Annotated in this window: 23 protein-coding genes and 1 riboswitch; of the genes, 13 read left to right on the top strand and 10 right to left on the bottom strand. The window is 71.6% G+C overall.

Features of this window, described 5'->3' with window-relative positions; all coding sequences use genetic code 11:
- Positions 1-52: 52 nt before the first annotated feature.
- Positions 53-715, bottom strand: a complete 663-nt coding sequence (locus tag ACWGIF_RS02235) for a proline-rich domain-containing protein (protein WP_453489686.1) — start codon at positions 713-715, stop codon at positions 53-55.
- A 245-nt stretch (positions 716-960) separates the two neighbouring features.
- On the opposite strand from ACWGIF_RS02235, the gene ACWGIF_RS02230 reads away from it, so the two are divergent.
- Positions 961-1,821: a bifunctional methylenetetrahydrofolate dehydrogenase/methenyltetrahydrofolate cyclohydrolase gene (locus tag ACWGIF_RS02230; RefSeq protein ID WP_453489683.1), complete on the top strand. Its 861-nt coding sequence runs from the start codon at positions 961-963 to the stop codon at positions 1,819-1,821.
- Complete coding sequence (locus ACWGIF_RS02225) at positions 1,811-2,338, top strand: DUF3017 domain-containing protein (protein ID WP_453489680.1); 528 nt, start codon at positions 1,811-1,813, stop codon at positions 2,336-2,338. Before ACWGIF_RS02230 ends, ACWGIF_RS02225 begins: the two co-directional genes overlap by 11 nt.
- Here the strand turns inward: ACWGIF_RS02225 and ACWGIF_RS02220 are convergent.
- Positions 2,325-2,582, bottom strand: coding sequence for a hypothetical protein (locus ACWGIF_RS02220; RefSeq protein ID WP_453489678.1), 258 nt, complete (start codon positions 2,580-2,582; stop codon positions 2,325-2,327). The genes ACWGIF_RS02225 and ACWGIF_RS02220 overlap by 14 nt on opposite strands.
- Before the next feature lie 252 nt (positions 2,583-2,834).
- Between ACWGIF_RS02220 and ACWGIF_RS02215 the strand changes: the two genes are divergently transcribed.
- Entirely contained in the window at positions 2,835-3,824 is a 990-nt protein-coding gene (locus tag ACWGIF_RS02215) for a malate dehydrogenase (RefSeq protein ID WP_385724635.1), read from the top strand.
- A gap of 152 nt (positions 3,825-3,976) precedes the next feature.
- Here ACWGIF_RS02215 and ACWGIF_RS02210 read toward each other — a convergent pair whose 3' ends face one another.
- Entirely contained in the window at positions 3,977-4,516 is a 540-nt protein-coding gene (locus ACWGIF_RS02210) for a carboxymuconolactone decarboxylase family protein (RefSeq protein WP_453489675.1), read from the bottom strand.
- 47 nt (positions 4,517-4,563) lie between these two features.
- Between ACWGIF_RS02210 and pdxR the strand changes: the two genes are divergently transcribed.
- Positions 4,564-5,961: a MocR-like pyridoxine biosynthesis transcription factor PdxR gene (pdxR, locus tag ACWGIF_RS02205; protein WP_453489672.1), complete on the top strand. Its 1,398-nt coding sequence runs from the start codon at positions 4,564-4,566 to the stop codon at positions 5,959-5,961.
- Between the two features lie 649 nt (positions 5,962-6,610).
- Here pdxR and ACWGIF_RS02200 read toward each other — a convergent pair.
- On the bottom strand, positions 6,611-7,444 hold the full coding sequence (locus ACWGIF_RS02200) for a DMT family transporter (RefSeq protein WP_453489669.1): 834 nt from the start codon (positions 7,442-7,444) through the stop codon (positions 6,611-6,613).
- 115 nt (positions 7,445-7,559) lie between these two features.
- Between ACWGIF_RS02200 and ACWGIF_RS02195 the strand changes: the two genes are divergently transcribed.
- Together ACWGIF_RS02195 and ACWGIF_RS02190 are read left to right on the top strand one after the other, a co-directional pair.
- Complete coding sequence (locus ACWGIF_RS02195) at positions 7,560-7,862, top strand: hypothetical protein (protein WP_453489666.1); 303 nt, start codon at positions 7,560-7,562, stop codon at positions 7,860-7,862.
- A 7-nt stretch (positions 7,863-7,869) separates the two neighbouring features.
- Complete coding sequence (locus ACWGIF_RS02190) at positions 7,870-9,072, top strand: glutathionylspermidine synthase family protein (protein ID WP_453489663.1); 1,203 nt, start codon at positions 7,870-7,872, stop codon at positions 9,070-9,072.
- Positions 9,073-9,087: 15 nt separating this feature from the next.
- Here ACWGIF_RS02190 and rocD read toward each other — a convergent pair whose 3' ends face one another.
- On the bottom strand, positions 9,088-10,293 hold the full coding sequence (gene rocD, locus ACWGIF_RS02185) for an ornithine--oxo-acid transaminase (protein WP_453489660.1): 1,206 nt from the start codon (positions 10,291-10,293) through the stop codon (positions 9,088-9,090).
- Positions 10,294-10,412: 119 nt separating this feature from the next.
- A riboswitch (ZMP/ZTP riboswitch) is annotated at positions 10,413-10,503 on the top strand.
- A gap of 34 nt (positions 10,504-10,537) precedes the next feature.
- Here rocD and ACWGIF_RS02180 point away from each other — a divergent pair.
- The 4 genes from ACWGIF_RS02180 to ACWGIF_RS02165 all read left to right on the top strand — a co-directional run bounded on the left by ACWGIF_RS02180 (position 10,538) and on the right by ACWGIF_RS02165 (position 15,021).
- Positions 10,538-11,806, top strand: a complete 1,269-nt coding sequence (locus ACWGIF_RS02180; protein WP_453489657.1) for a serine hydroxymethyltransferase — start codon at positions 10,538-10,540, stop codon at positions 11,804-11,806.
- Positions 11,807-12,175: 369 nt separating this feature from the next.
- Positions 12,176-13,189 carry a tryptophan--tRNA ligase gene (trpS, locus tag ACWGIF_RS02175; protein WP_453489654.1) on the top strand — a complete coding sequence of 338 codons (1,014 nt, stop codon included), beginning with the start codon at positions 12,176-12,178 and terminating at the stop codon, positions 13,187-13,189.
- A gap of 97 nt (positions 13,190-13,286) precedes the next feature.
- Positions 13,287-13,892 carry a 2'-5' RNA ligase family protein gene (locus tag ACWGIF_RS02170; RefSeq protein ID WP_453489651.1) on the top strand — a complete coding sequence of 202 codons (606 nt, stop codon included), beginning with the start codon at positions 13,287-13,289 and terminating at the stop codon, positions 13,890-13,892.
- A 178-nt stretch (positions 13,893-14,070) separates the two neighbouring features.
- A complete protein-coding gene (locus tag ACWGIF_RS02165; RefSeq protein WP_453489648.1) occupies positions 14,071-15,021 on the top strand; it encodes a YihY/virulence factor BrkB family protein in 951 nt (316 codons plus the stop codon).
- A gap of 25 nt (positions 15,022-15,046) precedes the next feature.
- Here ACWGIF_RS02165 and ACWGIF_RS02160 read toward each other — a convergent pair whose 3' ends face one another.
- Positions 15,047-16,417, bottom strand: coding sequence for a D-alanyl-D-alanine carboxypeptidase family protein (locus ACWGIF_RS02160; RefSeq protein ID WP_453489645.1), 1,371 nt, complete (start codon positions 16,415-16,417; stop codon positions 15,047-15,049).
- Between ACWGIF_RS02160 and ACWGIF_RS02155 the strand changes: the two genes are divergently transcribed.
- Together ACWGIF_RS02155 and ACWGIF_RS02150 are read left to right on the top strand one after the other, a co-directional pair.
- Positions 16,416-16,682 (top strand): SCO4848 family membrane protein, encoded by a 267-nt coding sequence (locus ACWGIF_RS02155; RefSeq protein WP_453489642.1) that lies wholly within the window; start codon positions 16,416-16,418, stop codon positions 16,680-16,682. The two genes, ACWGIF_RS02160 and ACWGIF_RS02155, sit on opposite strands and share 2 nt — an antisense overlap.
- Entirely contained in the window at positions 16,679-18,061 is a 1,383-nt protein-coding gene (locus ACWGIF_RS02150) for a metallophosphoesterase (RefSeq protein WP_453489639.1), read from the top strand. Before ACWGIF_RS02155 ends, ACWGIF_RS02150 begins: the two co-directional genes overlap by 4 nt.
- Positions 18,062-18,247: 186 nt before the next feature.
- On the opposite strand, the gene ACWGIF_RS02145 is transcribed toward ACWGIF_RS02150, so the two are convergent.
- From ACWGIF_RS02145 to ACWGIF_RS02135, 3 genes are read right to left on the bottom strand one after another with little or no spacing between them, the layout of a single operon-like run.
- Positions 18,248-18,982: a TetR family transcriptional regulator gene (locus ACWGIF_RS02145; RefSeq protein ID WP_453489637.1), complete on the bottom strand. Its 735-nt coding sequence runs from the start codon at positions 18,980-18,982 to the stop codon at positions 18,248-18,250.
- Positions 18,983-18,993: 11 nt separating this feature from the next.
- On the bottom strand, positions 18,994-19,419 hold the full coding sequence (locus ACWGIF_RS02140) for a thiol-disulfide oxidoreductase DCC family protein (RefSeq protein WP_453489634.1): 426 nt from the start codon (positions 19,417-19,419) through the stop codon (positions 18,994-18,996).
- Positions 19,420-19,422: 3 nt separating this feature from the next.
- Positions 19,423-19,827 (bottom strand): hypothetical protein, encoded by a 405-nt coding sequence (locus ACWGIF_RS02135; RefSeq protein WP_453489631.1) that lies wholly within the window; start codon positions 19,825-19,827, stop codon positions 19,423-19,425.
- Positions 19,828-20,126: 299 nt separating this feature from the next.
- Between ACWGIF_RS02135 and ACWGIF_RS02130 the strand changes: the two genes are divergently transcribed.
- Entirely contained in the window at positions 20,127-21,554 is a 1,428-nt protein-coding gene (locus ACWGIF_RS02130; protein ID WP_453489628.1) for a family 2B encapsulin nanocompartment shell protein, read from the top strand.
- 352 nt (positions 21,555-21,906) lie between these two features.
- Here ACWGIF_RS02130 and ACWGIF_RS02125 read toward each other — a convergent pair whose 3' ends face one another.
- Positions 21,907-22,671, bottom strand: a complete 765-nt coding sequence (locus tag ACWGIF_RS02125) for an alpha/beta fold hydrolase (RefSeq protein ID WP_453489625.1) — start codon at positions 22,669-22,671, stop codon at positions 21,907-21,909.
- Between the last annotated feature and the right edge of the window lie 78 nt (positions 22,672-22,749).

The following is a 22,749-nucleotide window of genomic DNA, read 5'->3' as shown; positions in this document are numbered from 1 at the left end:
ACCCGCAGCACTGCGCGGGTCGCGGCCTTCGCCGTACCAGGGGCGTACGGGTTCAGTGGCCCGGGCGCCGGAAGTAGTCGCCGGCCTTGGCGAGGCCCACGATGATCCAGATGCCCAGAGCGAGCATGATCACGTTGAGCAGCAGGGAGATGATGGCCCCGCCGACCGGCGTGCCCCCGCCGGCGCTCATCCCGATGAGGCTGAAGAGCAGGCCCAGGCCGCTGAACAGGGCGAGCAGCGAGCCGTAGACGATGCCGGAGGCGCGGACGCCGCCACGGCCCTTGCCGAGCTTGGCGGCCGTGAGGATGGCCCACAGGGCGAAGCCCAGGGACACGATGAGGGTGATGACGACGAAGACGCCGCCGAGGGCGAGCACGTCGTCGGTGCTGCTGCCGTACGAGTCCCCGGACTCGGAGAACGCCGCGGCGAACATCACGCTGCCGATGAGCGCGAGGACCGCGCCCAGGATGTGCAGGCCACCGAGGATGAAGAGGATGACGCGGGCCGCCTTCACGCCGCCCGGCATCTCCATGTGGGCGCCCGGGTATCCGACGGGACCGCCTGGGTAGCCCTGCGGGGCCTGCTGCGGGTAGGCGTAGCCGCCCTGCGGCGGGATGCCCTGAGGTGCCTGCTGCGGGTAACCGTAGCCGGGCTGGCCTTGCGGGGCCTGGGGAGGCTGCTGTCCGTACGGATTGTGCGGGTCGCCGAAACTCATCTTGGGGTGTTCCTCCGTGGAAGCGCGGGGACGCACGGCATGAGCGCGGAGGAATCCTGTCACGGTGCGGTCCGCCCCCCGGCACTGCCCGCGGCACTCAGTCGTTTCATCGTGGTCCGGCGGCCCCGGGCTTGTCCAGCCGGTTGCGCTACGGCCGGTCACTTGTTGTGCAAGTGCAATGAACCCTGTACACCTCTGAGCGCCTTGACTGGAACCGGGGCCACCTCATCCGGGAGGATGGGGGCATGACCGCCCAGATTCTCGATGGCAAGGCCACCGCAGCCGCGATCAAGTCCGAACTGACCGCCCGGGTGGCGGCACTGAAGGCACGGGGCATCACCCCCGGCCTCGGCACCCTGCTGGTCGGTGACGATCCGGGCAGCCGCTGGTACGTCAACGGCAAGCACAAGGACTGCGCCGAGGTCGGCATCGCCTCCATCCAGCGCGAACTGCCCGCGACGGCCTCCCAGGAGGACATCGAGGCGGTCGTACGCGAACTCAACGCCAACCCGGAGTGCACGGGCTACATCGTCCAACTCCCGCTCCCCAAGGGCATCGACACCAACCGGGTCCTGGAGCTGATGGATCCGCTCAAGGACGCCGACGGCCTGCACCCCATGTCCCTCGGCCGGCTGGTCCTGAACGAGCCGGGCCCGCTTCCCTGCACCCCGTACGGGATCGTCGAGCTGCTGCGCCACCACGGCGTCGGGCTCAACGGCGCCCACGTCGTCGTCCTCGGCCGCGGGATCACCGTCGGGCGTTCCATCGGCCTGCTGCTGACCCGCAAGTCCGAGAACGCCACCGTGACGCTCTGCCACACCGGTACGCGCGACCTCTCCGGGCTGCTGCGCCAGGCGGACGTCATCGTCGCGGCGGCCGGCGTGCCGCACCTGGTCAAGCCGGAGGACGTGAAGCGGGGTGCGGCCGTGCTCGACGTGGGCGTCAGCCGCGACGAGAGCGGGAAGATCGTCGGCGACGTTCACCCCGGTGTCGCGGAGGTGGCCGACTGGATCTCCCCGAACCCGGGCGGTGTCGGCCCGATGACCAGGGCCCAGCTGCTCGTCAATGTCGTCGAGGCGGCGGAACGGACCCCCAGTGCAGGCTGAACCGGACGCCGGGCAGGCGTCCGACAACGGCGGGAGCAGGGCGAACGGCACACCCGTCACCCCTGTCGCATCCGGCGTGTCCGTCCCGCCTGCGGTGCCCCTCACCCCCGGCCTGCCCGGGGCCGAGGCGGCCAGGTCCCGCCGCTTCCCGTCCGTCACGCGGGACACCGCCCGCCCCGAGGGCAGCGGCCGGGCCGTCCCTGGGGCGGTGTCGACGTCCGCCCGTCAGTGGCCGATGCTCAGTGTGCTCACCGCGACCGCGGCCGGGCTGCTGGTCACGGCCCTGGGACAGCCGCGGGTCGGCTGCCTGGTCATCGGCGTGGCCTTGATCGCGGCGTCGGTGCTGCGGCGCGTGCTGCCCTCGGTGGGCATGCTCGCGGTGCGCTCCCGCTACACGGACATGATCACGTACGGGGTGCTGGGCGTGGCGATCACGCTGCTCGCGCTGGTCATGGAACCCGGGCCGTGGCTGGAGATCCCGTTCCTGGAGAGCGCGGTCCGCTTCACCGTGCGGTGAGGACCGCCAGGGTGGCCGCGATGCCCGGCCGGGTCTCCGTGCCCGCCCGGACCGGCACGTCCAGCGTCCGCCCCCGGCCCGGCAGCTCCCGTACGGCCGCGCCGGGCGGCGGGGCGTCGCACAGCGGTTTCGGCAGGACCGACGCGGCCTGACCGGTGGCGACGAACCACAGCCCGGCCCGCAGGCACGCGCACTCGTGCGTGAGTGCGGGATTCGACGCGGTGTCGGTCCGCGCGCGGCGCACGCGTACGTCAAGTCGATCGAAGGCCGCCGAACGGGCCGGATCTTCCTCCTCGAATGAACGACCCGGAAGCGCTCCCGCCTTGGAACGACGGGGTGCGTGTGCCATGCACCACAGGGACCCGGGGATTAGCCCGCCCCCGGGTCGGATAGCCTGACCACGGATGTCTCTTCACGTCAAGATTTACTGGGGAGCGGCGTCCTCCAGCACATGGGGCAGGGACGCCCCACCGCCAGCTGTCTAACGGAGAAGGCCATGACCCGCACTCCCGTGAATGTCACCGTCACCGGCGCCGCCGGCCAGATCGGCTACGCGCTGCTCTTCCGCATCGCCTCCGGTCACCTGCTCGGCGCGGACGTGCCGGTCAAGCTCCGTCTTCTGGAGATCCCCCAGGGCATGAAGGCCGCTGAGGGCACCGCCATGGAGCTCGACGACTGCGCCTTCCCGCTGCTCGCCGGCATCGACATCTTCGACGACCCGAACCAGGGCTTCGACGGTGCGAACGTCGCGCTGCTCGTGGGCGCCCGCCCGCGCACCAAGGGCATGGAGCGCGGCGACCTGCTCGCCGCCAACGGCGGCATCTTCAAGCCGCAGGGCCAGGCCATCAACGCGCACGCCGCGGACGACATCAAGGTCCTCGTCGTCGGCAACCCGGCCAACACCAACGCGCTCATCGCGCAGGCCGCCGCCCCGGACGTACCGGCCGAGCGCTTCACCGCGATGACCCGCCTGGACCACAACCGCGCGATCTCGCAGCTGGCCGCCAAGACCGGTGCCGCCGTCTCCGACATCAAGCGTCTGACGATCTGGGGCAACCACTCGGCGACCCAGTACCCGGACATCTTCCACGCGGAGATCGCCGGCAAGAACGCCGCCGAGGTCGTCAACGACGAGCTGTGGCTGGCCGACACCTTCATCCCGACCGTCGCCAAGCGCGGCGCCGCGATCATCGAGGCCCGTGGCGCGTCCTCGGCCGCCTCGGCCGCCAACGCCGCCATCGACCACGTGCACACGTGGGTCAACGGCACCGCCGAGGGCGACTGGACCTCGATGGGCATCCCGTCGGACGGCTCCTACGGCGTCCCGGCCGGCCTCATCTCGTCCTTCCCCGTCACCTGCAAGGACGGCAAGTACGAGATCGTCCAGGGCCTGGACGTCAACGAGTTCTCCCGCACCCGCATCGACGCCTCCGTCCAGGAGCTGGCGGAGGAGCGCGACGCGGTCCGCGAGCTCGGCCTGATCTGATCGGATCCTCTCCGATCCCCTCGGATCCACGGATCCGATCCGCTTTCCCAGAAGGCCCCGGCGCACTGCGCGCCGGGGCCTTCTGGCGCGATCGAGCCCGTGACGCGCCCGGCCCGGCGGGACTGACCGGCTCTCCGGGCTCGATGCTGCGCTCAGACCTGCTTGTACATGCCCGGGGTGTAGTGGCCCGGCACCATGCGGGTGGTGACGCCGATGCGGTTCCAGACGTTGATCGTCGCGATGACGGCCAGCAGCTGGGCCAGTTCGCGCTCCTCGAAGTGCTTCGCTGCCTTCTCGTACACCTCGTCCGGCACGAAACCGTCGGTCAGAACGGTGACCGCCTCGGTGAACTCGATCGCCGCGAGCTCCTTCTCGGTGTAGAAGTGCCGCGACTCCTCCCAGGCGCCCAGCTGCACGATCCGCTCGACGCTCTCACCGGCGGCGATCGCGTCCTTGGTGTGCATGTCGAGGCAGAAGGCGCAGCGGTTGACCTGCGAGGCCCGGATCTTGACGAGCTCGACGAGGGACGGCTCCAGGCCCTTCCTGGAGGCGATCTCCAGGGCCAGGACGGCCTTGTAGACCTCGGGGGCGAGCTTCGCCATGTTCATGCGCGGGGTGTGCTCGGGGGCGTGAACGTGCGCGGGGGTGTGCGAGGGCGAGGGGGTCTGCCGGTTCTCTGCGGTGGTGGTCATGTGATCCACCCTAGGAGGCAGGCGGCCCGGCGATATGGTCCATATTCATGACGGATTCCTGGGCCACTTTCGGTGCGGACCTGCATCTGGACCTCTCCGCCGGGCGCGGGCTGCGGGCCGGGCTCACCGAGGCGCTGCGCGAGGCCGCGCGCAGCGGACGGCTGGCGGCCGGGACCCGGCTGCCGTCCTCCCGTACCCTCGCCGCCGATCTGGGCATCGCGCGGAACACGGTCGCCGAGGCCTACGCCGAGCTCGTCGCCGAGGGCTGGCTCACGGCCCGCCAGGGCTCCGGCACCCGGGTCGCCGAACGGGCGCGCCCGCGCCGGCCCGCGGCGGCCGCCCGCGTACGGCGGCCCGTGCGCGAGGGGCCCTCGTACAGCCTGCTGCCCGGCTCCCCGGACCTGGGCGGCTTCCCGCGCGCGGCCTGGCTGAGGGCCGCCCGGCGGGCGCTGACCGACGCGCCGAACGAGGCCTTCGGGTACGGGATCGACGTGCGCGGCCGCGTCGAGCTGCGGCGGGCGCTGGCCGGCTACCTGGCGCGGGCGCGCGGGGTGTACGCGGACCCGGACCGGATCGTGCTGTGCGCCGGCTTCCTGCACGGGCTGACGCTGCTGGCAGGGGTGTTGCGGGCGCGGCGGGTGCGGGAGGTGGCCGTGGAGGGGTACGGCCTGGACTTCCACCGCGACCTGCTGGTGCGGGCGGGGCTGCGGACGCGGCCGCTGGGGGTGGACGGGGAGGGGGCCCGTACGGGGGAGCTGACCGCGGCGGCGGGCGCGGTGCTGCTGACCCCGGCGCACCAGTTCCCGACGGGCGCCGCCCTGACCCCGGCGCGGCGGGCGGCGGCCGTCGACTGGGCGCGGACCACGGGCGGGCTGATCCTGGAGGACGACTACGACGGGGAGTTCCGCTACGACCGCCAGCCGGTGGGGGCGTTGCAGGGTCTGGACCCGGACCGGGTGATCTACCTCGGCACGGCCAGCAAGTCGCTGGCGCCGGGGCTGCGGATGGGCTGGATGGTGGTGCCGCCGGGGCTGCTGGAAGAGGTCCTGGCGGTCAAGGGGCCCACCGACTGGGCCTCCAGCGCGCTGGAGCAGCTCACGCTGGCGGAGTTCATCACCTCCGGGGCGTACGACCGCCACGTGCGCGGCATGCGGCTGCGGTACCGGCGGCGGCGGGACGAGCTGGTGGCGGCGGTGGGCGGCCGGGTGGCGGTCTCCGGGATCGCGGCGGGACTGCACGCGGTGCTGGACCTCCCGGTGGGTTCGGAGCGCTCGGTGATCCAGTCCGCGGCCTGGCAGGACCTCGCCCTGCACGGGCTGACCCGCTTCCGGCATCCGGAGGCCGAGCTGCCGCCGCGTGACGCGCTGGTCGTCGGCTACGGCACCCCGCCGGACAGCGCCTGGACCCCGACCCTGGCGGCCCTGTCCGCGTCCCTCCCGCCGTGACCGTCCCGGACCCACCACCGAGCCTCCACCCCTGCCGGCACGGCGCCCCGCCCCCGCGCCTCAATCGCCGGTGGGGTTGGATGCGCCGGGTGGTGCTGAACGCCCGGGCTCGGCCCCCGCACCCTCGCGCCTCAAACGCCGGCGAGGCTGAAAGCCCGGGCGCTCGGCCCCGGCACCCTCGCGCCTCAAACGCCGGCGAGGCTGGATGTGCCGGGTGGTGCTGAACGACCGGGTTCCGCCCCGCACCCGATCGCCTCATACGCCGGCGAGGGTGAACGCCCGGGAGCTCGGCACCGCACTCCCGCGCCTCAAACGCCGACGGGGCTGGATGCGCCGGGTGGGGGGCTGGATGTGCCCGGTGGGGCTGCTTGTGCCCGGTGGGAACTGAGTGGCCGCGCGGTGGCAATTCAGCCTCGCCGGCGTTTGAGGCGCGGGGTTCGGGGCGGAGCCCTGACACGGTGGGCCGTGGGGGCAGACAGGTCGTCGCCCTCGCCTGGCCGGTTCTTCAGGCCTACCGGTTCGAGGCGCGCGGGAACGTGGTTCGGGTCAGTGTCCCGGCGCGGCCGCCCGCAGGGTGACTTCGGCCGCGTCGGCGATTGAGGCGCGGGCCGCCGCGGTGCCCCAGCGGGGGAACCGCGGCCCGCCCGGGTCACCCCGCGGGAGCCACCGGCGCGGGGGGTGCGGGTTCGCCGAAGCGGGCCAGGGCCAAGGAGCCGGCGACCGCCACCGCGAAGCCGAGGACCGCCAGCCAGGTCAGGCCCTCCCGGGTGCTGTCGCCGAGCCAGACCACGCCCACCACCGCCGGGCCGACGGTCTCACCGAGCACCATGCCCGCCGTCGCCGCCGTCACCGAGCCGCGCGCCAGCGCCGAGGTGAGGAGCAGGAAGGCCGCACCGCCGCCCAGCAGGAGTGCGTACAGGGCCGGGTTGGTGAAGTCCCGGAGGGAGTCGATGAGCCGCACCGAGACCTCCACCACCCCGAAGCCCGTCCCCGCGGCCAGGCCGAGTACCAGCGCCCGCGGCCCGTCCGGGAGCCGGCCCGCCACCGCGCCGACCACCAGGACCAGCCCCGCCACCGCCAGCAGCCCCAGCTTCAGCGCGAGTGACCCGGTCCCCGTGCCCTCCTGCCCGGAGGCCAGCCCCAGCATCAGGAGCCCCGCGCACACCACCCACACCGCGGCCCACTCCGTCCGGGACAGCCGCACCCGCAGCAGCCGTGCCGCGACCACCGCCGTCACCGCCAGGCTGGCGGCCAGCGCGGCCCCCACCGCGTAGATCGGGATGTGGCGCAGCGCGATGATCTGCAGCACGAAGCCGGCCGCGTCGAGGCCCAGCCCCAGCAGGTACCGCCACTGCCGTACGGCCCGCAGGAACAGTGCCGCGTCCACCCCGGACCCCGTGCCCGGCTCCGCCGCCCGCGCCGCGACCGCCTGCAGAACGGACGCCGTACCGAAGCAGACCGCCGCACCCAGTGCGCAAATCATCCCAACCAACACGAACTGACTCTAGGTCACGGATCTCACGGCGGCCGGATTCCATCGGCCGGGGCGCCCGCTCTACTCTGTCGGCAGTACGCCAGGCCCCAGGGGGAGCACAGACATGGACACCAGCAACAGCAATCAGCGCCGTATGCGCTCCGGCGCGGTCGCCCTCGGCGGGATGGGTCTGCTCGCAGCCACCCTCGTGGCCTGCGGCAGCAGCGACGAGCCGGACAAGCGCTGCGCGTCCCGCTCCACGATGGACCACCTGAACAGCAAGCAGTGCAAGACCGGCGGAACCGGCGCGTATTACTACGGCGGCACCGTCAAGAACGGAAAGGTCACCGGCGGCAGTTTCGACAAGTCGGCTGTGACCCGCGGCGGCCTCGGCGGCCACAGCAGCTCCGGCTCCAGCGGCGGCTGATCACCCCATGCAGCGGCACACCATCGAGCCCCGCCCCGACTGGCAGAAGACCGTCGAGGAACAGGGCCTGATCTATCCCCTCACCCGCTACCCCGACGACTCGCTGCGCCCCTATTGGGACGAGAGCGCGTACTACTCCTTCTCCCTCCCCGAGGTCGAGGCGCTGGAGAACGTCGTCGAGGAACTGCACGCCATGTGCCTGGCCGCGGCCGCGCACATCGTCGAGCACGACCGTTTCGCCGACCTCGGCATCACCGACCCCAAGCTCGCCGCGCTGATCGCCGAGTCCTGGCGTCGCCGCGCCGAACAACCCTCCCTCTACGGCCGTTTCGACCTGCGCTACGACGGCACCGGCAGCCCGGCCAAGATGCTGGAGTACAACGCCGACACCCCCACCTCCCTCGTGGAGGCGGCCAGCCCGCAGTGGTTCTGGATGGAGGAGCGGTTCCCCGGCGCCGACCAGTGGAACTCGCTCCACGAGCGCCTCGTCGACGCATGGCGCCGGCAGGCCGAGCTGCTGCCGCCCGGTCCGCTGCACTTCGCGCACTCCGAGACCGACGAACTCGGCGAGGACCTGATGACGGTGGCCTACCTCCAGGAGACCGCCGAGCAGGCCGGCCTGGACACCCAGGCCCTGTCCGTCGAGCAGATCGGCTGGGACAGCCTGTCCGGCCGGTTCGTGGACGAGAAGCTCCGCTTCATCCGCAGCTGCTTCAAGCTCTACCCGTGGGAGTGGCTGGCCACGGACGAGTTCGGCCCGCACGTCCTCGGTACGTACGACCACGGCGGCGGCTCCGGCACCACCTGCTGGATCGAGCCGCTGTGGAAGATGCTGCTGTCCAACAAGGCGCTGCTCGCGATCCTGTGGGAGCTCTTCCCGGAGCACCCGAACCTGCTGCCCGCCTACCTCGACGGCCCGCGCGAGCTGGCGGAGCCCGGGTCCGGCGGATACGTGGCCAAGCCGCTCCTCGGCCGTGAGGGCGCGGGCGTCACCCTGCACGCAACAGGCGAGGGCGGCGAGCCGTTCGTACCGGAGGAGGGGGAGCGGTACTGCTTCCAGGGCCTGGCCCCGCTGCCCGACTTCGACGGCAACCGGGTGGTGCTCGGCGCTTGGGTCGTCGAGGACGAGGCGGCGGGGCTCGGCATCCGCGAATCGGCGGGGCCGGTCACGGACGAGTACGCCCGCTTCCTGCCCCACGTCATCCTGTAGTCCGACAGGTACGGGCTACGCGCCCAGCACCGACCTGAGCTGGTCCAGCCCCCAGTCCAGGTCCTCCTTGCTGATCACCAGCGGCGGGGCGAGCCGGATCGTCGACCCGTGGGTGTCCTTCACCAGGACCCGCCGCTCCATCAGCTTCTCGGAGATCTCCCGGCCCGTCCCGTGGTCCGGTTCGATGTCGACGCCGGCCCACAGCCCGCGCCCGCGTACGGCGGTCACGGCGCCCCCGCCGACCAGCAGGCCCAGCTCCCGGTGCAGGTGGTCGCCCAGCTCGGTGGCCCGCTGCTGGAACTCCCCGGTCCGGAGCATCGCGACGACCTCCAGGCCGACCGCGCACGCGAGGGGGTTCCCGCCGAAGGTCGATCCGTGCTGGCCGGGCTTGAACACCCCCAGCACGTCCCGGTCGGCGACGACGGCCGACACCGGCACCACGCCGCCGCCGAGCGCCTTGCCCAGGATGTAGACGTCCGGGACGACCCCCTCGTGCTCGCACGCGAAGGTCTTGCCGGTCCGCCCCAGCCCGGACTGGATCTCGTCCGCCATGAAGAGGACGTTCCGCTCGCGGGTCAGCCTGCGTACGCCGCTGAGGTATCCGGCGGGCGGCACCAGCACGCCCGCCTCGCCCTGGATCGGCTCCAGCAGCACCGCCACGGTGTTCTCGGTGACGGCGTGGGCCAGCGCGGTGAGGTCCCCGTACGGAACGATCTCAAAGCCCGGCGTGTACGGACCGAAGTGGTCGCGGGCGTCGTGGTCCGTCGAGAAGGAGACGATGGTCGTGGTCCGCCCGTGGAAGTTGTCGGCGGCGACCACGATCTTGGCATGCCCGTCCGGGACGCCCTTGACCTCGTAGCCCCATTTGCGGGCCGTCTTCACCGCCGTCTCCACGGCCTCCGCGCCGGTGTTCATGGGCAGCACCATCTCCTTGCCGCACAGCGCGGCGAGTTCGGCGCAGAAGTCGGCGAAGCGGTCGTGGTGGAAGGCGCGCGAGGTGAGGGTGACCCGCTCCAGCTGGGCCCGCGCTGCGTCGATCAGCCGGCGGTTGCCGTGGCCGAAGTTGAGGGCCGAGTACCCGGCGAGCATGTCGAGGTATCTGCGGCCCTCCACATCGGTCATCCACGCGCCGTCGGCGGAGGCGACGACAACGGGCAGCGGATGGTAGGTGTGCGCGCTGTGCGCGTCGGCGGTGCGGATGACATCAGCGGTTGTCGACACGGGGTCTCCGATCGTCCGTCTTGCCGGGTGTAGCGGTGACGAGGGTGGCGTCACCTTCTTATCGTCGCTCGTATCGCGGACGCAGAAACCTTCCGTGCGGCGCGCCCGCTAAGGTGAGCGGTACGCACGGCGACTGGCGTACGGAGAACCAACTCCGGGGGAGTCGTGCGCGCTCGACCGCATACAGGGCCGCTCGCCTGGGCCTCGCGGGGTACCGATCACATCGACCCCGGAGGAGCCCGCCATGTCTGCGCGCCGCCATCCCGCCCTTTCCGCGACCGACCCCGAACTGGCGTCCTTCGTCGCGGCGGAAGAAGTACTCCAGGCGCAGACACTGCGTCTGATCCCCAGTGAGAACTACGTGTCCGCGGCCGTCCTGGAAGCCTCGGGCACCGTACTGCAGAACAAGTACAGCGAGGGCTACCCCGGCCGCCGCTACTACGAGGGCCAGCAGAACATCGACCTCGTCGAGGCGCTGGCGATCGAGCGGGCGAAGGGCCTGTTCGGCGTCGACCACGCCAATGTGCAGCCGTACTCGGGCTCCCCGGCGAACCTGGCCGTCTACCTGGCCTTCGCAAAGCCGGGTGACACGGTGATGGGCATGGCCCTGCCGATGGGCGGGCACCTGACGCACGGCTGGGGCGTCTCGGCGACGGGCTCGTGGTTCCGCGGCGTGCAGTACGGCGTCCGCGCGGACACCGGGCTCGTCGACTACGACGCGGTCCGCGAGCTGGCCCTCGCCGAGCGGCCCAAGCTGATCTTCTGCGGCGGCACCGCCCTGCCGAGGACCATCGACTTCGCCGCCTTCGCGGAGATCGCGCGGGAGGCGGGCTCGATCCTGGTCGCGGACGTGGCCCACATCGCCGGCCTGATCGCGGGCGGCGCACACCCGTCCCCGGCGGACCACGTGGACGTCGTCTCCACCACGACGCACAAGACGCTGCGCGGTCCGCGCGGCGCGATGCTGATGTGCCGGGAGGAACACGCGAAGGCGATCGACAAGGCCGTCTTCCCGGGCCTCCAGGGCGGCCCGCACAACCAGACGACGGCCGGCATCGCGGTCGCGCTGCACGAGGCGGCGCAGCCGTCCTTCGTCACGTACGCCCACGCGGTCGTCGCCAACGCGAAGGCGCTGGCGGCGGCGCTGCTGGAGCGGGGCTTCGACCTGGTCTCGGGCGGTACGGACAACCACCTGATCCTGATGGACCTGACGGGCAAGGACGTGCCGGGCAAGGTCGCGGCGAAGGCGCTGGACCGGGCGGGGATCGTCGTGAACTACAACACGGTCCCGTTCGACCCGCGCAAGCCGTTCGATCCCTCGGGGGTGCGGATCGGTACGCCGTCGCTGACGTCGCGGGGCCTGGGGGTGGAGCACATGCCGCTCGTGGCGGACTGGATCTCGCGCTCGGTCGACGCCGCGTCCAAGGGGGACGAGCAGGCCCTGGCCGCGGTCCGGGCGGAGGTCGTGGACCTCATGGCCGCCTTCCCGGCCCCGGGCCTCCCGTTGTCGTAACCCTGCGGCACCGCTGCCGGCGGCTCCGCCCGCGGACCCCCGCACCTCACACGCCGGGCGGGGCTGAAACCCGGCCCCGCCCGGCGTTCGAGGGCGTCCCTGCGCCGGAGGCGCCGGACGCGGGCCGGAGCCGCCGCCGCACTGGCGAGCCCCGCCGGCGATCGAGGTGCGGGTGCCGGTGCGGGCAGTTCCCCCGGATACTCCGTGCAGCGGTCCATCCGGGGGAAAGCGGTCGCTCGGCCGGGGCAGGATCCGGCCGCGCCGCTACCGCCCGGTACCGCGGCACGGCACGGCCCGTACTCCCGCGACCCGGAAGGTTCCGGCCAGCGGCGGGCCCGAGTCCGCCCCCGCACCTGAGAGAATGAAGCCATGGCTTCTGATCGTCCTCGCGCGCTCTCCGGCATCCAGCCCACCTCCGGTTCGTTCCACCTCGGGAACTACATCGGAGCTGTCCGCCAGTTCGTCGCCCTGCAGGAGACGCACGACGCCTTCTACATGGTCGTCGACCTGCACGCGATCACCATTCCGCAGGATCCGGCGGACCTGCGCGCGAACACCCGCCTCTCCGCCGCTCAGCTGCTCGCCGCCGGCCTGGACCCCGAGCGCTGCACGCTCTTCATCCAGAGCCATGTGCCCGAGCACGCGCAGCTCGGCTGGGTCATGAACTGCATCACCGGCTTCGGCGAGGCCAGCCGGATGACCCAGTTCAAGGACAAGTCCGCCAAGGGCGGCGTGAACAACGCCACCGTCGGCCTGTTCACGTACCCGATCCTTCAGGTCGCCGACATCCTGCTCTACCAGGCGAACGCCGTCCCCGTCGGCGAGGACCAGCGCCAGCACATCGAGCTGACCCGCGACCTGGCCGAGCGCTTCAACCAGCGCTTCGGCCAGACCTTCACCCTCCCCGCCGCGCACATCGTCAAGGAGGTCGCGAAGATCTACGACCTCCAGGATCCGACGATCAAGATGTCGAAGTCCGCGTCGTCGCCCAAGGGCCTGGTCAACCTCCTCGACGAGCCCAAGGTCACCGCGAAGAAGATCAAGAGCGCGGTCACCGACACCGAGGCCGAGATCCGCTTCGACACCGAGAAGAAGCCCGGCGTCAGCAATCTGCTCACGATCTACTCCACCCTCACGGGCGAGACGATCGCCGGGCTGGAGGCGAAGTACGAGGGCAAGGGCTACGGCGCGCTGAAGACCGACCTGGCCGATGTGATGGTCGATTTCGTCACACCGTTCAAGCAGCGCACCCAGGAGTACCTGGACGACCCCGAAACACTGGACTCCGTCCTGGCCAAGGGCGCGGAGAAGGCCCGCGCGGTCGCCGCCGAGACGCTCGCGCAGGCGTACGACCGGCTTGGTCTGGTGCCTGCCAAGCACTGACGAACGCAACTACGGACAGAGGGCTCTGGCACGAAAGGGGGTGCTGCCGCCACACTGGGGCGGCAGCAGTCCACACCGACAAGCGGAGGAGAGATACGTGGGGACCGTAACGCTCGGCGTTTCGATCGCGGTCCCGGAGCCGTACGGCAGCCGGCTTCAGGAGCTGCGCGCAGGCTTCGGGGACGCCGCCGCGCATGGCATCCCCACGCACGTCACCCTCGTTCCGCCCACCGAGGTGGAGGCGGACCGGCTTCCGGCCATCCGCGCCCACCTCTGCCAGGTCGCGGCCGCCTTCCGGGCCTTCCGGATGCGGCTGGGCGGGACGGGAACCTTCCGCCCGGTCTCGCCGGTCGTCTTCGTCCAGGTCGTCGAGGGCGCCGCGGGCTGCACCCGTCTCCAGGGCGAGCTCCGCGACCCCGCCGGGCCGCTCAGCCGCGAGCTGGCCTTCCCGTACCACCCCCACGTCACGGTCGCCCACGGGATCTCCGAGGAGGCGATGGACCTGGCGTTCACGACCCTCGCCGATTACGCCGCCGAGTGGGTCTGCGAGGGCTTCGCGCTCTACGAGCAGGGTTCGGACGGGGTCTGGCGCAAGCTGCGCGAGTACCCGTTCGGGACCGGCCCCGCCGTCGTGCCGACACAGCCGGGCTGCCCCGCCGACGAGACGGCCGGCGCGGCCGGCGCGACCGTACGGCCGTCCTGACGGAGCGGGCGCAGGGTCAGCCGGGCGGTGCGCCGGGCTCGGAACTTCAGCCTTCGCAGGACCAGGGTGTGGAACGGGCGACCCGTCGGGCGCGCTTCGCGAAAAGTCACAATCGAGGACCGTAGTACCCAAAAGCGACAATCCCGGCTATTTCCGGCGGCTCATTTACGGTGACTCCATGGACTGGCTGACGAAACTCCCGGTGATCGGTCCGCTGGCGGCCCGTCTGATGCGGACGCACGCGTGGCGTTCGTACGAACGCCTCGACCGTGTGCACTGGACCCGGCTCGCCGCCGCGATCACCTTCATCAGCTTCCTCGCACTGTTCCCGCTGATCACCGTGGCCGCCGCAGTGGGCGCGGCGCTGCTCAGCCAGGAGCAGCTGGACCGCCTGCAGGAGACCCTCGCCGAACAGGTCCCGGGCATCTCCGACCAGCTGAACATCGACGGGCTCGTCGCGAACGCGGGCACGGTCGGCCTCGTCGCCGGCGCCCTCCTGCTCTTCACCGGCATCGGCTGGGTGGGCTCGATGCGGGACTGCCTGCGCGCGGTGTGGGACAAGGACGACGAGGACGACGGGAACCCGTTCGTCCGCAAGGGCAAGGACGGGCTTGTCCTGCTCGGCCTCGGCGGGGTGGGCCTGGCCTCGGCCGCGGCCTCGATCCTCGGATCCAGCGCGGTCGGGAAGTCCGCCGACTGGCTGGGCATCCCGCGCGAGGGCCCGGGCGGCGCACTGTTGCGCTCGCTCGCCTTCCTCGTCGGCGTCGTGGCCGCCTTCCTGCTGCTGCTCTACGTCCTGACCCTGCTCCCCGGCGTCGAACCGCCGCGCGGCCGCCTGATCCAGGCGGCCCTGATCGGCGCGGCGGGGTTCGAGCTGCTGAAACTGCTGCTGAGCGGCTACATGCGGGAGGTCGCCGCGAAGAGCATGTACGGGGCCTTCGGCGTGCCGATCGCCCTGCTGCTCTGGATCAACTTCATGGCGAAGCTGCTGCTCTTCGTCGCGTCCTGGACGGCGACCCGCGACGGCGGCGACGACGACGACGGCGAAGGCGAAGGCGACGACGGCGTCGACGGCGGCGCGCAAGAGCCTCCGGCGGGCGCCGCGCCGGAGCCTTCACGCGTCCGGTGAACCGCTAGGTCCCTCCGGCCCCGTCCTACACCAGGTCCTCGCCCCGGCTCCGGCGGCCGCGGGGCCAGCGGCGATTGACCACGTAGACGCCGCCCGCCAGCGCGGCCATCGCACCGCCCGCGACGCCCAGCGCGGTGCCGACGCCGCCCGGCCCTCCGGCCGCCGACGGGTTGTTCTCGTGCGACTGGGCCGGGGAGCCGTGCGCGGAGGTGTCCGCGCTCTTCGGCGGCACCAGCTCACCCACCGGCTTGACCTTCCCGGCCGCCGCGAAACCCCAGTCGAAGAGGGCGGCGGTCTCCTCGTAGACCGAGTTCGCACCACCCGCGCCCGGGTTCATCACCGTGACCAGCAGCTTCCTGGAACCCTGCTGCGCGGCGCCGGTGAAGGTGGAACCGGCCATGGTCGTGTTGCCGTTCTTCACCCCTGCGATGCCCTTGTACGGGGAGAGGCCGCCCGCGCCCGTCATCAGCCGGTTGGTGTTCTGGATCTCGAAGTAGTCCCGCGGCTTGCCGGCCTCATGCCTGCCGGGGAACTTCGCGCTCACCGTGCCGCAGTACTCCCGGAAGTCCTGCTTCTGCAGCCCGGAGCGGGCGATGAGCGTCAGGTCGTACGCGCTCGACACCTGCTCCGGGGCGTCGTACCCGTCGGGGGACACCACATGGGTGTCCAGGGCCTGGAGCTCCTCGGCGTGCGCCTGCATGTCCTTGACGGTCTTGTCGATGCCGCCGTTCATGGCCGAAAGCACGTGCACGGCGTCGTTCCCCGACCGCAGGAACACCCCGAGCCACAGGTCGTGGACGGAGTACTCGAGGTCCTCCTTGACCCCGACCAGGCTGCTGCCCGGGCCGACGCCCTCCATGTCCTGCTCGGTGACCTTGTGGACCTGCTCCTTGGGCAGGCCCGGCAGCACGGTGTCCGCGAACAGCATCTTCATCGTGGAGGCCGGGGGCAGCCGCCAGTGTGCGTTGTGCGCCGCCAGCACCTCTCCGGACTCGGCGTCGGCGACGATCCACGACCGCCCCGTGAGGTTCGTCGGCAGGGTGGGCGCGCCGGGCAAAAGGTTCACCTGGGTCCCCGGCTGACCCAGCAGGGAGCCGCCGACCGTGGACATCGAGGCGGGCGGTGCGGGGGCCGCCGGGGCCTGCGGCGCCTTGGCGGGCCCGCCCTTTCCGTCGGCCGGCGGGGTCGGCGCGGCGTGTGCCGGGGCCACCAGCATGGTGGGGACCAGCAACGCGGCGGATAGGACCGTCAGCGCGGTCGTCTTGGCAGACACGCAGGTGAAAGTACATCCCGATGAGCTGAATGATGCCGCGGACCGGCCAATCCGCGGCAACCACCCCCGGGACAGCCCACCCCGGCGCGTCCGTCCTGGGGACGAATCCGATACTGAAGGCATGAAACTGAGCCGTGCCGCCTCCTGGTTCCTGCTCGCCTTCGGGGTGTGGAGCTGGTTCATCTGGGTGTCTTTCGTCCGGAACCTGTGGAAGAACGGCAGCGGCCAGGCCTTCGATGCGGCGGGCGACCCCACGACGTACTTCTGGGTACACCTGACGCTTGCGGTGACGTCCTTTCTCCTGGGGACGGTGGTCGGTGTGATCGGGTTGCGCGCGGTCCTGGCCCTGCGGCACGGATCACGTACGGATGAGGACGGCTCGGCATGACGATCCTGGTTTTCGCGCTGGTCGCGCTCTCGGTGTGCGCCCTGCTGGTCCTGGTCCACCGCTGGCTCTGGATCCGCCTGGTCCGCGACACCACGACCCCCCGCGGACTGCCCCGCCGCATCGGCACGGCCTTGACCATCGCCCTGCCCCTCCTCTCTGTGGCCGCCCTGACCACGGGCCGCGCCGGGGCGCCCTTCTGGCTGCAGCAGACGGTGGCCTGGCCGGGATACCTCTGGCTCGCGGTTCTCCTGTACTTGACCCTGACGATGCTGCTCGCGGAGCCGATCCGCGCGCTGTTGCTCCGCCGTCTGGCCCACCGCGCCCCCTCCGCAGCGGTGGACGGGCCTCCCGGGCCGGCCCCGGCGGACCCGGGCGCCGCGGTGGAGCCCGGCGCGGTCGTGGCCGCAAGCGGTGCACCCCGCCAGGGGCGCTCCCCCCTCGCGGAGCGCGCAGCGGGCGAAGCCGCCCGCCCGCGGGGGCACGGCTCCCCGCAGGAGCCGGCCGCTGCCGGCTCCGCCGGGCAGGCTGCCGCCGGGTCCACTGGGGGCGACGGGCTGACCCGGCGCCGGTTCGTCGCGCGCGCCGTCGGCGGGGCGGCCGCCGCCGTGGCCGTCGGGACCGTCGGCGCGGGGACGTACGGAGTCCTGCGCGGGCCGAGCGTCCGGCGGGTGCAGGTCCCTCTGGCGAAACTGCCGCGCGCGGCGCACGGATTCCGGATCGCCGTCGTCAGCGACGTCCACCTCGGCCCGGTGCTCGGCCGCGCCCACGCCCAGCGCATCGTCGACACCGTCAACCGGACACAGCCCGACGTCATCGCCATCGTCGGTGATCTCGTCGACGGCAGCGTGCCGGACCTCGGTCCCTCGGCGGAGCCGCTGCGCGGGCTCACCGCCCGCCACGGCTCGTTCTTCGTCACCGGGAACCACGAGTACTTCTCCGGCGCACAGCAGTGGATCGACCACGTCCGCGAACTGGGGCTGACCCCTCTGGAGAACGCCCGCCGTGCGCTCCCGCACTTCGACCTCGCCGGCGTCAACGACATCCAGGGGGAGCTGGAGGGGACCGGCCCCGACTTCCAGGCGGCCCTCGGCGACCGCGACCGTACGCGGGCCGCCGTACTCCTCGCCCACCAGCCCGTCGTCATCCACGACGCCGTCCGCCACGGCGTCGACCTGCAGCTCTCCGGCCACACCCACGGCGGCCAGCTCTGGCCCGGCAATTACCTCGCCGAACTCGCCAACCCCACCGTCGCCGGCCTGGAACGCTACGGCGACACCCAGCTCTACGTCTCCCGCGGGGCCGGCGCCTGGGGACCCCCGGTCCGGGTGGGCGCGCCGTCCGACATCACGGTCGTCGAACTCGCCTCGTACCAGGCCTGATCCAGAGCCGCAGTCCGCTTCGGACCCCGGAATCCCGACACCTCACTCGAACGAGTGGCAGACGATCCGTGCCGGCCGACGTGCCCTCAACCGCCAGACCCTCCCACTGCCGGAGGTCAGACGCGAGGTACCGGCCTACGCGAGGTCCGGGCCTACGCGAGGTCCGGGCCTCCGGGGAGTCCGGGTCTACGCGGGGTCCGGGTCGGGGTCCGAGGCCTTGCGCCGGGCCCCCGCCGTCGCCGTCTGCGCCATGCCGGGCAGGAAGTCCGCGAACAACTCGTGTACCTCCCGCACCAGCGGCCGCAGTACCCGGAACCGGGCCAGGACGATGCCCCGCGTCGTCAGCTGCGCGCCGCGCTCGGCGAGCCGTCGCGTCTTCTCGCTGTTCGGGGAGCGGTCGAAGACCCAGTACAGGACCAGGCCCATCTGCGAGAGCCACATCAGCTCGGGCAGTACGTCGACCAGTTCGGCCGGCACCTTGGTCTTCGCCCCCGCCAGCACCTCGCGGTGGATGTCGATCGCCGCCTGCCGCGCCGGTTCCGATTCCGGTGAGAACGGGCTGAGCGGACTCTCGGGGTCCGCCGCGTTCTTGAAGAACTGCGAGGCGAACTCGTGGTACGGGGCCGCGATGTCCATCCAGCTCGTCAGCACGCCCGCGAGCCGCTTCTGCAGATCGGTCTCGCTGTCCAGGATGGGTCGGACCGCCGCCTGGTGGGCGGCGCCGATCCGGTCGTAGAACCCCTGGACCAGGTGTTCCTTAGACTCGAAGTAGTAATAGGCGTTGCCGACCGAGACACCGGCCTCCTTCGCGATACCCCGCATCGTCGTCTTGTCGAAGCCGCGCTCCTGGAAGAGCCGGAGCGCGGTTTCGAGGATGAGCGTGCGGGTCTGCTCGCTCTTGGGAGCCTTCTGATCAGTCACGGTGTATGAGCCTATCGGGGGACGGAGCACTGGTCGTCACAGGCCGGTCCCTCGACGCCTTGGGGGTGGCCCTCCGTACGCACCGCCTGCCGCCACGCCGAGGCGGTGTACATGGCCGCCCGGGCCAAGGGCCGACCGGCCGGGGTGGCCAGCCAGTTGGCCCTCGGCCGGTGTTCGACCAGCGCCCACAGGCACACGATGAAGGCGTCGGTCCCGGTCCACACCTGCCCCGAGTCCCCGACCACGGTGATCTCCCGGAGCGTCGACTCGTGGTCGAGCCCGGGGAATCGCCGCCGCGCCTCGTGGGACGCGGCGGGGACCAGGTCGATCGGGACCAGTCGGCGCTGTGCGAGCAGCCAGTGCCGGATGTGCACGCAGAGCGGGCAGTTGGCGTCGTAGAGCACGGTCAGCTTCCGGACCGGCCACCCGGGCGCCATGACTCAGGCCCCGGCCGGCGCGGTCCACCCCTGCGGGGCGACGGGCGGAGTCTGCTGGCGCTCCATGATTCCGCGGCGGCGCATCTTGTTCAGCACCCACACATTGCCGAGGTGCATGACCCCGAGGACCAGCAGGACGACGCCGAGCTTGACCGAGAGGGCCTCGAAGAGGCCGCGGGCGCTCTCCACCTCCTCGCTCGACCGCAGGTAGAGGGTCACGAAGCCGATGTTCACGAGGTAGAAGCCGACCACGAGGAGCTGGTTGACGGCGTCCGCGAGCTTCTCGTTCCCCTGGAGGACGTCGCCGATGAAGACACGGCCGTTGCGGCTGAGCGTGCGGGCGACCCAGACGGTGAGCCCGATGCTGATGAGCAGGTAGATGACATACGTGACCACGGTGAGGTCCATTGCCCTCAGCCCCCTTGAACGTGTTCAATACTGCTGACGGGGATGACTGTAGGGCTTTTTTTGAACAGGTTCAAGCGAATGGCGGGTTGGGCCTGCCCGGCGCGGAACGCAAAGGCGTACTGAAGCGGACGCGGCGCACCGAGGTCGAGGGTCGAAGGCCCCGACGGGCTCCCGGGCTGGTCCGGACGGCCCAATCGGGTCACCCCTGGGTGGTGACGCTCGGCGACAGCGGTGACCACCATGCGTTACACATAGCCACCGAGAGTGACTGCGACCTTCATTCGAAAGCGAGGCAGCCCATGTCGGTGGAGACGGCCCCAGGCACCCGGACCGCAACGGCTCAGCAGCATCAGGAACAGCTCAGTCTCAGTACGGCGGCGGCGCGGAACCTCGCGACGACGACCAAGTCCGAACCCCAGATGCAGGGCATCAGCTCCCGCTGGCTCCTGCGGAAACTGCCCTGGGTGCACACCCCCGGCGGCGTCTACCGGGTGAACCGGCGCCTCTCGTACGTGCTCGGGGACGGCCGCGTCGCCTTCGTCAAGAACGGCTCCAAGGTCCAGGTCATCCCGGCCGAGCTGACCGAACTGCCCCTCCTGCGCGGCTTCGACGACCCGCTCGCACTCGGCGCGCTGGCCGAGCGGTTCGTGCAGAAGCAGTACGAGCCCGGCCAGGTCATCGTGCACGCCGGAAAGAAGGCCGACCACGTCTACCTCATCGCCCACGGCAAGGTCGAGAAGGTCGGCCCGGGCAAGTACGGGGACGAGAACATCATCGGCCGGCTCGGTGACGGAGACACCTTCGGCTGCCACACCCTGACCCGCTCCAAGGGCGCCACCTGGGAGTTCACCGCCCGGGCGACCACCGCGGTCACCCTCCTCGCGCTCCCGGAGACGGCCTACCGGGCGGTCGCCGACCAGTACGAGCACCTGCGCACGCACGTCGCGAGCCAGAACGGCAGCAGGAACGGCTTCAAGACCAACAAGGTCGGCGAGAAGCTCATCGAACTGAGCGCCGGCCACCACGGTGAGGCCCTGCTGCCGGGCGCCTACGCCGACTACGAGCTGAAGCCGCGCGAGTACGAGCTGAGCGTGGCTCAGACCGTGCTGAAGGTGCACACCCGCGTCGCCGACCTCTACAACCAGCCGATGAACCAGACCCACCAGCAGCTGCGGCTCACGGTCCAGGAGCTGCGCGAGCGGCAGGAGCACGAGCTCGTCAACAATCCGGAGTTCGGGCTGCTCCACAACACCGACTTCGACCAGCGCATCCAGACCCACAGCGGCCCGCCGACCCCGGACGACCTCGACGACCTGCTCAGCATGCGGCGGGGCACCCAGTACCTGTTCGCCCACCCCAAGGCCATCGCCGCCTTCGGCAAGGAGTGCAACAAGCGGGGCCTGAGCCTCGGCCACGTCGAGGTCGACGGCCACCACATCCCGGCCTGGCGGGGCGTGCCGATCCTGCCCTGCGGGAAGATCCCGCTCACCGAGCAGCACACCTCCTCGATCATCGCCGTGCGGACGGGCGAGGACAACGAAGGCGTGATCGGCCTCTACCAGACCGGCCTGCCGGACGAGTACGAACCCGGGCTCAACGTCCGCTTCATGGGCATCGACGAGCGTGCGATCATCTCGTACCTCGTCACCGCCTACTACTCGGCGGCCGTGCTGGTCCCGGACGCCGTCGGCGTCCTCGAGAACGTCGAGGTCCGCCCGCGCGCGTGAACTCCCGCCCGTGGCAAGGCCCGTCCACCCCGGCCCGACCGGACGCGGCGGCTCAGGCCTGAGGGTCCCGCTCCTGCGCGGCGGGCTTCGGCTGCCTCGTGCGCGGTCGTCCCGCCTTCAGGAGGCCGATGCCCTGCACGACATGAGACTCGGGCCCATGCAGGCCTGCGCTTCCGGTAGCCGGGGTTCAGCTCCCTGAGCCTGTCGGCCTCCTCCAGGAGGGTCAGCGGACTCTCCTCGTCGGCGTACTCAGGGTGCTCGACGGGTGCCGACGACATTCCGGCCTCCCGTGGGCTGGGTCGAGAGCATCATCGCAGGACTGCGCGGCCCCTTCGCGCGGTAACCGGACGATTCACCGGAAGGAGCGGTTCAGGAACTCCAGCATCAGGCGGGTTGTCTCCTCCGGGCGCTCCAGTGACGGCAGGTGGCCCGCCCAGGGGAGCTCGCGGTGCTCGGCGCCCGGGACCAGCTCGGGAAGCTCGGCGGCGATGCGGCGGAAGTCCGGGAGATCGTGGGCGCCGCCGACGGCCAGGATCGGGGCGGTGATCGCCGCCAGGTCGACCGGGACCTCCGGCAGTTCATGGCTTTCGGTGACGGCCAGGGCGCCCTCGAAGTTCCCCAGCTGCATGGCCCGGACGAGGGTGTGGGCGTCGGCGTCGGCGTCCGGGCCCAGCCAGGTGCGGGCGTTGAACTCGGCGGCGCCGGCCAGGTCCCCCGCATCGAGGAAGACGTCCTCGGCCGCGCCGAACTTCCGCAGTTCCGGGCTCGGTTCGTGACCGGGCCGGCCGGGGCAGAGCAGGAGCAGCGAGGCCACCCGCTCGGGGTGCAGGGCGGCGAGCGTCAGGGCGACCCGGCCCCCGTAGGAGCTCCCGACCAGGACCGCCCGCTGGACGTCGAGGTGGTCCAGCAGGTCCCTCACGTCGCCCACGTCGCTGTACGGGGCATCGGCGGCGGGGGAGTCCCCACAGGTGCGGAAGTCCGGCCGGACCACCCGGAACCCGGCCTCGATCAACGGGCGCCACTGAGGCTCCCACATCCGCCGGTCGCAGACGGAGGAGTGCAGCAGGACGACGGCGGGGCCGTCTGCGGGCCCGTCCACATCATGAGAAACGATCATCATGTGATCTTCGCGGTTCGCGGGCCGCTCCGCCAGCGGTTTCGGAGGCGGGTTTCAGCGGGGCCCGCCCTGTGGCCC

It is taken from the genome of Streptomyces sp. NPDC054849 (assembly GCF_053610945.1).
Note: the sequence above shows the minus strand (reverse complement) of the source record. Positions and strands in the feature narration are given on the sequence as shown.

Excerpts from the sequence above, each read along its gene's own strand:
- ACWGIF_RS02125 (WP_453489625.1), bottom strand. The coding sequence starts at position 22,671 with ATGATCGTTTCTCATGATGTGGACGGGCCCGCAGACGGCCCCGCCGTC.
- trpS (WP_453489654.1), top strand. The coding sequence starts at position 12,176 with ATGGCTTCTGATCGTCCTCGCGCGCTCTCCGGCATCCAGCCCACCTCC.
- ACWGIF_RS02150 (WP_453489639.1), top strand. The coding sequence starts at position 16,679 with ATGACGATCCTGGTTTTCGCGCTGGTCGCGCTCTCGGTGTGCGCCCTG.
- ACWGIF_RS02195 (WP_453489666.1), top strand. The coding sequence starts at position 7,560 with ATGGACACCAGCAACAGCAATCAGCGCCGTATGCGCTCCGGCGCGGTC.
- ACWGIF_RS02140 (WP_453489634.1), bottom strand. The coding sequence starts at position 19,419 with ATGGCGCCCGGGTGGCCGGTCCGGAAGCTGACCGTGCTCTACGACGCC.
- ACWGIF_RS02130 (WP_453489628.1), top strand. The coding sequence starts at position 20,127 with ATGTCGGTGGAGACGGCCCCAGGCACCCGGACCGCAACGGCTCAGCAG.
- ACWGIF_RS02235 (WP_453489686.1), bottom strand. The coding sequence starts at position 715 with ATGAGTTTCGGCGACCCGCACAATCCGTACGGACAGCAGCCTCCCCAG.
- pdxR (WP_453489672.1), top strand. The coding sequence starts at position 4,564 with ATGACGGATTCCTGGGCCACTTTCGGTGCGGACCTGCATCTGGACCTC.
- ACWGIF_RS02155 (WP_453489642.1), top strand. The coding sequence starts at position 16,416 with ATGAAACTGAGCCGTGCCGCCTCCTGGTTCCTGCTCGCCTTCGGGGTG.
- ACWGIF_RS02135 (WP_453489631.1), bottom strand. The coding sequence starts at position 19,827 with ATGGACCTCACCGTGGTCACGTATGTCATCTACCTGCTCATCAGCATC.
- ACWGIF_RS02180 (WP_453489657.1), top strand. The coding sequence starts at position 10,538 with ATGTCTGCGCGCCGCCATCCCGCCCTTTCCGCGACCGACCCCGAACTG.
- ACWGIF_RS02230 (WP_453489683.1), top strand. The coding sequence starts at position 961 with ATGACCGCCCAGATTCTCGATGGCAAGGCCACCGCAGCCGCGATCAAG.
- ACWGIF_RS02160 (WP_453489645.1), bottom strand. The coding sequence starts at position 16,417 with ATGCCTTCAGTATCGGATTCGTCCCCAGGACGGACGCGCCGGGGTGGG.
- ACWGIF_RS02200 (WP_453489669.1), bottom strand. The coding sequence starts at position 7,444 with ATGATTTGCGCACTGGGTGCGGCGGTCTGCTTCGGTACGGCGTCCGTT.
- ACWGIF_RS02190 (WP_453489663.1), top strand. The coding sequence starts at position 7,870 with ATGCAGCGGCACACCATCGAGCCCCGCCCCGACTGGCAGAAGACCGTC.
- ACWGIF_RS02165 (WP_453489648.1), top strand. The coding sequence starts at position 14,071 with ATGGACTGGCTGACGAAACTCCCGGTGATCGGTCCGCTGGCGGCCCGT.
- ACWGIF_RS02215 (WP_385724635.1), top strand. The coding sequence starts at position 2,835 with ATGACCCGCACTCCCGTGAATGTCACCGTCACCGGCGCCGCCGGCCAG.
- ACWGIF_RS02210 (WP_453489675.1), bottom strand. The coding sequence starts at position 4,516 with ATGACCACCACCGCAGAGAACCGGCAGACCCCCTCGCCCTCGCACACC.